General features: G+C 47.6%; 5 protein-coding genes. All 5 read left to right on the top strand.

From position 1 onward, the window contains the following. The coding region (gene nfo, locus Q5866_RS08520) for a deoxyribonuclease IV (protein ID WP_303179838.1) at window positions 1-786 on the top strand (786 nt) is incomplete at its 5' end. After that, a complete protein-coding gene (locus Q5866_RS08515) occupies window positions 783-2,000 on the top strand; it encodes an exonuclease subunit SbcD (RefSeq protein WP_303179837.1) in 1,218 nt (405 codons plus the stop codon). The genes nfo and Q5866_RS08515, both read left to right, overlap by 4 nt. A gap of 89 nt (window positions 2,001-2,089) precedes the next feature. Then, the gene (locus Q5866_RS08510; RefSeq protein WP_303179836.1) at window positions 2,090-5,164 is read left to right on the top strand and encodes an SMC family ATPase; all 3,075 of its coding nucleotides are present in this window, start codon (window positions 2,090-2,092) and stop codon (window positions 5,162-5,164) included. Window positions 5,165-5,277: 113 nt separating this feature from the next. Continuing rightward, window positions 5,278-5,766: a metallophosphoesterase gene (locus Q5866_RS08505; RefSeq protein WP_303179835.1), complete on the top strand. Its 489-nt coding sequence runs from the start codon at window positions 5,278-5,280 to the stop codon at window positions 5,764-5,766. 95 nt (window positions 5,767-5,861) lie between these two features. Beyond that, window positions 5,862-7,451, top strand: a complete 1,590-nt coding sequence (locus Q5866_RS08500) for a S41 family peptidase (protein WP_303179834.1) — start codon at window positions 5,862-5,864, stop codon at window positions 7,449-7,451. Window positions 7,452-7,501: the final 50 nt, after the last annotated feature.

Genomic DNA, 7,501 nt, shown 5'->3' with positions numbered 1-7,501 from the left:
AACGCGCACGAGATTGGGGCAACGGCTTTTGCCCTGTTCACGAAAAATCAAAGACAATGGAAGGCTGCCCCCCTGTCGGCAGATAGTATAAGGCTGTTTCGGGAACGTTGCGAGCAGTATGGTTACACGGCTAAACAGATATTGCCGCACGACAGTTACTTGATTAATCTCGGGCATCCGGAAGCCGTGAGTTTGGAGAAGTCCAGAGAGGCATTTTTCGATGAAATGAAGCGTTGCGAGGAGTTGGGTTTGGACAGGTTGAATTTTCACCCGGGAAGCACGTTGAAGGAGATTAGCGATGAGGCTTGCTTGACCTTGATAGCGGAGTCGATTAATATGGCATTGGAACGGACGCGCGGGGTTACTGCCGTGATCGAGAATACGGCAGGACAAGGTTCTAACTTGGGCTACAAGTTCGAGCAGATTGCCTATATCATCGATAAGGTGGAAGATAAAACCCGTGTCGGGGTTTGTATTGATACTTGTCACTCGTTCGCGGCGGGGTATGATTTGGCAACTTCTTCCGGTTTCACGGAAACATTCGAGCATTTCGATAACGTGATCGGGTTTAAATATTTGCGGGGAATGCACTTGAACGATGCCAAGAAAGAGTTGGGTTCCCGTGTCGATCGTCACGATAGTTTGGGTAAGGGAACGTTAGGTATCGAGCCGTTCAAATGGATCATGCAAGACGGGCGGTTTGACGGGATTCCTTTGATTCTGGAAACACCGGATGAATCGTTATGGCCGGAGGAAATCAAGATGTTGAAAGGATTTGTAAAATGAAAATATTACATACTTCGGACTGGCATTTGGGAAAACGCTTGAACGAGCGGGAAAGGATACAGGAGCAGGTAGAAGTAATGGATGAAATTGTGCGAATCACGGAAGAGGAGAACGTGGATGTTGTTGTTGTTGCCGGGGATTTGTTCGATACGTTTAATCCGTCGGTGGAGGCGATAGAATTGTTGTATCGCGCGTTGCATCGTTTGGCGAACGGTGGCAAGCGGTTGGTGGTGGCTATCGCGGGAAATCATGATTCGCCCGATCGGGTGGATTCGCCCGACGTGTTGGCTCGTCAGCATGGAATCTTTTTCGTGGGTAGCCCGAAGGTTCATTTTAATTCCACGGTGACGGACGGGGGGATTGAGTTATCGCGTTCGGAAAAGGGAATTTCCGAATTTCGGTTGCCGGGATACGAGTATCCTTTGCGGGTGATGCATACCCCTTATGCCAATAGTCTACGCTTGTGTCGATTTCTTGGAGTCGAGGAGCAGGAGGAGGGATTGCGTGCCGTGCTTCGGGAGCATTGGGGTGTGTTAGCCGCAAAGTATTGTGATAACGCGGGAGTGAATTTGTTGGTGACGCATCTTTACGTGGCACGGGAAGGGGGAGATATGCCGGAGGAACCCGAGGATGAACGTCCGATTAATATCGGCGGGGCGGATGCGGTGTACACGTCATTGATACCCGACGGGATACAATATGCGGCGTTGGGGCATTTGCATCGCTGGCAAGTGGTGGACACGGTGCCTTGTCCGGCGGTGTACAGCGGTAGTCCTCTGGGATATAGTTTTAGCGAGGCGGAGCAGAATAAATATGTCACGATCGTGGAGGCGGAGCCGGGACAAGAGGTGCGTTTCGAGAAGCGGCGTTTGACAAGCGGGCGTCCGTTGGTGCGGGTGCGTTTCGAGGGGGTGGAGCAGGCTGTGGCTTGGTTGGCGGGGCATCCCGAGGCGTGGGTGGAATTGACGGTAGCGACCGATACTTACCTGACTGCCGCTGAAACGAAGTCGATACACGAGGCGCATGACGGTATCGTGTGTTTGATTCCGGAGGTGAAAGAAGCGTCGGTTTCCGATGAACGGGTGGCGTCGATACATGATTTGCGTTCTGACGTGAACGCTCTTTTCGCCGAGTATTTTCGTCGTCGTAAAGGGCAGGAACCGAATGACGAGATTATGGCGTTGTTTAAAGAAACTTTATCAATTGAAAATTGAAAGTTGAAAATGGAAAATTATAAAAAGCTATCAAATCGAAATCAAGAGTTCTCATTTTCAATTTTCAATTCTTAATTTTCAATTATATTATGGTTCCGGTTAGATTGACATTAGAAGGTATATATTCGTATAGAGAAGCGCAGACGATAGAATTCAATCGGCTGACGGAGGCTAAGTTGTTCGGTATTTTCGGTCCGGTGGGAAGTGGGAAATCGACGATTTTGGAGGCGATGATTTACGTGATTTACGGGGTGATCGATCGGTTGAACAACGAGGTGAAGTATAATTTGATGAATCTTCAGTCCGATCGCTTGTTCGTAGATTTTGAATTCAAGGCGGGCGAACAGGGACGGGATTTTAGAGCCACGGTCGAGAGTAAGCGGAACAAGAAAAGGTTTACCGATATCTCTGTTCCGAAATTTTTATATCACGCGTGGAAGGACGGGGAATGGATGCCGTGTACCCGGGAAGATGTTATCGCGGCGATAGGGCTTAATGCGCAAAATTTCAAGCGGGTTGTGATTATTCCTCAAGGTAAGTTTCAAGATTTTCTTATGCTTCGGGATAAGGAGCGCACGGAGATGATGATGGAGCTTTTCGGGGAGTTGCGCCGTTATGATTTGGGCGGTAAGGTGGCTTATCTGGAGGGGGAAACCAACAAGAAAATGATTGATCTGAAAGGACAGTTGACCGGATTGGGAGAGGTTAGCGAGGATGCATTGGCAGAGAGCAAGAAACGATTGGTGGGATTGCGGGAAGATGCGGAACGATTGAAAAAGGCGTTGCAAGAGGGGACGGAACGGGAAAATCAATTGAAAAAAGTGAAACAGCTGGTGGAGGAACGGGGTGTTCGGGAAGAGGAGGAAAAAGGTTTGTTGGGACAAAAAGAGAGTATCGCCGAATTATTGAAACAGGTCGAGAAGTACGAGTATTGTTTGCAATATTTTCAACAACCGATCAATCGCTGGGAAGATAGTTTCCGCCGTTTGGCGGAATCTGAAAAAGCTTTGTCCGGGTATCGGGAACGGTTGGTTGGCAAACAACAGGAGTTGACTTGTTTTAAAGAACAATATAATGAATTGAAGTTGAGATACGAGGAGCGGGATCAGTTGAAAGTGCGGGTGGAGCGGTTGGAAGGGGTGATTCGCTTGCGAAGTTTGACGGTGGAACAGAAGGATTTACGGGAACGGCATGCCAAAGGGGAGGCTATGGTGGCTACCACACGAGAGGAAGTCGAGGTTTTGAAACGTCAATTGGCGGAGCGGAAAGATAGACTGGAGAAATTGGTGCAGTCTATCCCGGATATGAAGTTATTGTCTGACATTCGGGAGTGGTATAGCCAGTATCATCATTCGCGGGAAGAAGAAACACGGGTGCGGGAGGAGTTGAAGCAGGTTGAAAATGAGCTGTTGAAAGATAAGGAAGTTGTTCTGTCCCATAAGCAAAAATATTCCTTCTTCGCTGATGCGGAAAGCGATACGTCAGAAGAGTTGTTGGAAGTATCTGAAAAAAGGAGCCAACAGATAGAGCGGGAATTAAAGGGTTGTCGGGATGAATTGATGCATCTGAATACTCGTCAGCGTTTAGTCGATTTTGCCAAAGAATTGAGCGAGGGGGAACCTTGCCCGTTGTGTGGTGCGTTGTCACATCCCGCACCTTTGCACGCGGAGGAGATGGAGGGCGTGATGCGTTTGACTGCGGAGAGAATCAAGGCGTTGGAACGCGAGCGGGAGGAATTGAACCGGAGGAGTTCCGTTTTAGCCATTGCGGGTGAACGAAAGCGCTTGAATTTGAACAGACAGGTACAGGCGAAGATAAAGCAAGAAGAAATACAACATAAATTGCAGGAGCATTTGTCCCGTTTTGTATGGGAGGGTTTCGCCCCGGATGACGTGCGACATCTTAAGGAAGAGATCGACAGGGCGGCGTCTTTAGGGAATGAACGGAAACAGTTGGAGGCGGAGGTGAAGCAGACGGAGTCGGAGATTGAATTGAAGAGAGGTCATTTGGAAAAATACAGTAAACGGTTGGAGGAGATTGACCGGGAAGTGGTGCAGCGTGAAACGCAGATGGAGTTGTTGCGGGAACAGTTGAATGGCTTTGACGTGACCGTGTACATGGAAACCGGTCTGGAGAGTTTGAAGGGGGAGAAAGAGAAGTGTCTTACTGTTTTTGAAAAACTGGGAAAAGATTACCGGGAGGCTACCGAGCGATTGCAGCTTATGGAGAACGAGTATCGAAAGTGGGAAGGCGGCGCGGAGGAAAAAGAGAAAGAAATCGTGTTGCTCCGAGAGGAAAAGAAGAGTGGAGAAGAGAAATTGAGCGCGTTGTTAAGGGAGAGTGTTTATGAAGATATAGCGGCGGTGCGTGGAACGCTGGACAAGAAACTGGATTTACCTGCCAGCCGAAGTAGGATAAATCAATTTAATCAACAATTGCACGTCGTGCGGGTAAGGAAATTGGAATTGGAGAAGTTGCTTGCCGGGGTGGAGTACCGGGCGGAGGAGCATGAGGCATTGGTGCGTCAACTGGAAGAGTACCGGCTACGGGAGAGGGAAGTGTTGGCGGAACATGGCGCGTTGGCAAATCAAGTCAAAGATATGGAAAACCGTGCCGCTGCACGGGTGAAGATTGGGAAAGAGTTGGATGTTCTGGATGCTCGGCTTAGGAATTTGCAGGTATTGAAAAGTTTGTTCCGCGGGAATGATTTCGTGAAATTCGTGTCGTCGATTTATTTGCAGAATTTGTGTAATGCGGCGAACGAGCGTTTCTACCGGATGACTCGCCAGCGTTTGAAGTTGGAGTTGGACGAGGATAATGATTTCGTGATTCGGGATTACATGAACGAGGGGCGAACCCGTAGTGCCCGCACGCTTTCCGGGGGACAGATATTTCAGGCTTCTCTTTCGTTAGCGTTGGCGTTGACCGATAATATCCGGCATTTGACGGGGAGTGACCAGAATTTCTTTTTCTTGGACGAGGGATTCGGTTCTCTTGATAAAGAGTCTTTGCGTGTCGTTTTTGAAACGCTCAAATCGTTGCGGGAAGAGAACCGGGTGGTCGGTCTGATTTCTCACGTAGAAGAGATGCAGCAGGAATTACCGGTATGCGTGTTCGTGGAGAACACGACGGAACGGGGGAGTGTTGTGACAATTGACAATTAAATTAATTTGTGATTTATGATTTGCGATTTACGGTAAAAAAAGCCTTGGCAAGTGCCGTTGGAATCATAAATCTAAAGTTATAAATCATAAATCTAAAATCATAAATCTAAAATATGAAAGTCGGTTTATTATCAGATACCCACGGGTGGTTAGACCCGAAGATTGTGGAGTTTTTTAAAGCGTGTGATGAAGTGTGGCATTGTGGGGATATCGGGGATGTGGCGGTGGCGGATGCTTTAGCGAAACGGTTTAAGTTGCGTGCCGTGTACGGGAATATTGACGGGGAATTGTCGCGTAGAATGTTTCCGGGGACGGAGGTTTTCCAATGCGAGGGGGTGAAGGTGATGATGACTCATATCGGGGGATATCCCGGTCATTATGACAAGAAGGCGGCGGATGTTTTACGACGGGAACGACCTAAATTATTTGTTTGCGGTCATTCGCATATTGCGAAAGTGAAATACGATCAATTATTGGATTGTTTGCATATCAATCCGGGTGCGGCGGGGAAATTCGGTTTCCATACCGTGCGAACAGCCGTGCGCTTTGAAATTAACGGGGAGCGGATTGAGAATCTGGAATTGATAGAGTTGGAAAAATAATTAATTTAAGACTCTGTTAATAGAATTAATACTTTCGGGGTGTTACATTTGCAAATGTTACTCGTAGAAAAGAGAGAATACTAAATATATATTATATGAAAAGAGTTTTACTATCAGCGGTTGCTCTGTTAATCGCTTGTTTGAGTTGGCAAAGTGTTTCGGCACAACGGGATATGCAAGCCGTGCGGGAACAATCTATCAAGTATCAACAATTAATGCAATTGATAGCCGGATATTACGTGGATACGGTTAATTTGAAAAAGGTCACGGAGGATGCTATCGTGAAAGTGTTGGCTGACCTTGACCCTCATTCCGTGTATATACCCCGGGAGGAGTTGGAAGAGGCGAACGAACCCTTGGAAGGAGGTTTTTTCGGTATAGGGATACAGTTTAACGTGCTTCATGATACGTTGACCGTGGTTGACGTGGTTGCGGGAGGTCCTTCCGAAAAGGTCGGGTTGCTCGCCGGTGACCGGATTACGGAGGTTGACGGGGAGAATATAGCCGGAATCGGTATCAGTAACACGGACGTGAGGAAGCGTTTGAAAGGGGAGAAGGGAACCGTGGTGAAAGTTAAGGTGAAGAGAGGGAATGAATGGATTGATTTCAATATCGTGCGGGACATGATTCCGATTTACAGTGTTGATGCCGCGTACATGATTGACAAGAATATCGGGTATATCAAGATTGCCCGTTTCGCTGCCACGACTGTCGAGGAGTTTGAAAAGGCCGTGAAGCAATTGCAGGCAGAAGGGATGAAAGATTTGATTATAGATTTGCAAGGTAACGGCGGCGGTTACATGGGGGCAGCTATCGGTCTTGCCGACCACTTGTTGGACGGGCGAAAGATGATTGTGTACACGGATAGTCCCGCTTATGGCAGGGCTGAAGAGTTTTCTACTCCCGCTGGATTATTCCAAGATGGTCGGGTTGTCGTGCTTCTTGACGGGAACTCCGCTTCTGCCAGTGAAATATTGGCAGGTGCCGTGCAGGACTGGGACCGCGGGTTAATCGTCGGACGCCGTTCTTTCGGTAAAGGATTGGTGCAACGTCAATACCCTTTGGCAGATAAGTCTGCTATTCGCCTTACGATATCCCATTATTTTACACCGTCCGGACGGTGTATCCAAAAACCGTACAAGGGAAAAGATTACCAGATAGAATTGTATGAACGTTACGCTAACGGGGAGTTGCTGAATGCCGACAGTATCGCGTTGACGGATTCCACGAAATACTACACGAAGAAGGAGCATCGTTTGGTTTATGGCGGGGGTGGTATTATTCCCGACGTGTTCGTGCCGATTGATACGAACGTGAATTACAGTTATTTCAATCGTTTGTTAGCGAAGGGTGTTATCGGTGAATTTACTTTGAATTACGTGGATAAGAACCGGGATGCTTTGAAGAAAAAATACCCGAAGTTCGAGATGTTCAAGAAGGATTTTCAAGTGACCGACGCTATGGTGAACGAGATTGTGCAGAAAGGGGAGAAACAGGGGGTGAAAAAGGACGAGAAACTGTTGACTCCGGTTATTCCGGAAATCAAATTATTCGTTAAATCCTTGATTGCCCGGGATTTGTGGGGGATGGCAGAGTTGTACAAGATTTCCAACGAGCAGAACAAAGTGTTGAACGCGGCTGTAAAGACTTTACAGGATGGGACTTATAACAATATTATAAAATAAATGTTGTTTTGGTCTGTTTTTTGATAGAGTTGTTACGTAGTGTTAATACA

It is taken from the genome of uncultured Butyricimonas sp., from assembly GCF_959596855.1.
In the GTDB taxonomy this organism is placed as follows: Bacteria; Bacteroidota; Bacteroidia; order Bacteroidales; family Marinifilaceae; genus Butyricimonas; species Butyricimonas muris.
This window is presented reverse-complemented; position numbering and strand designations above follow the sequence as displayed.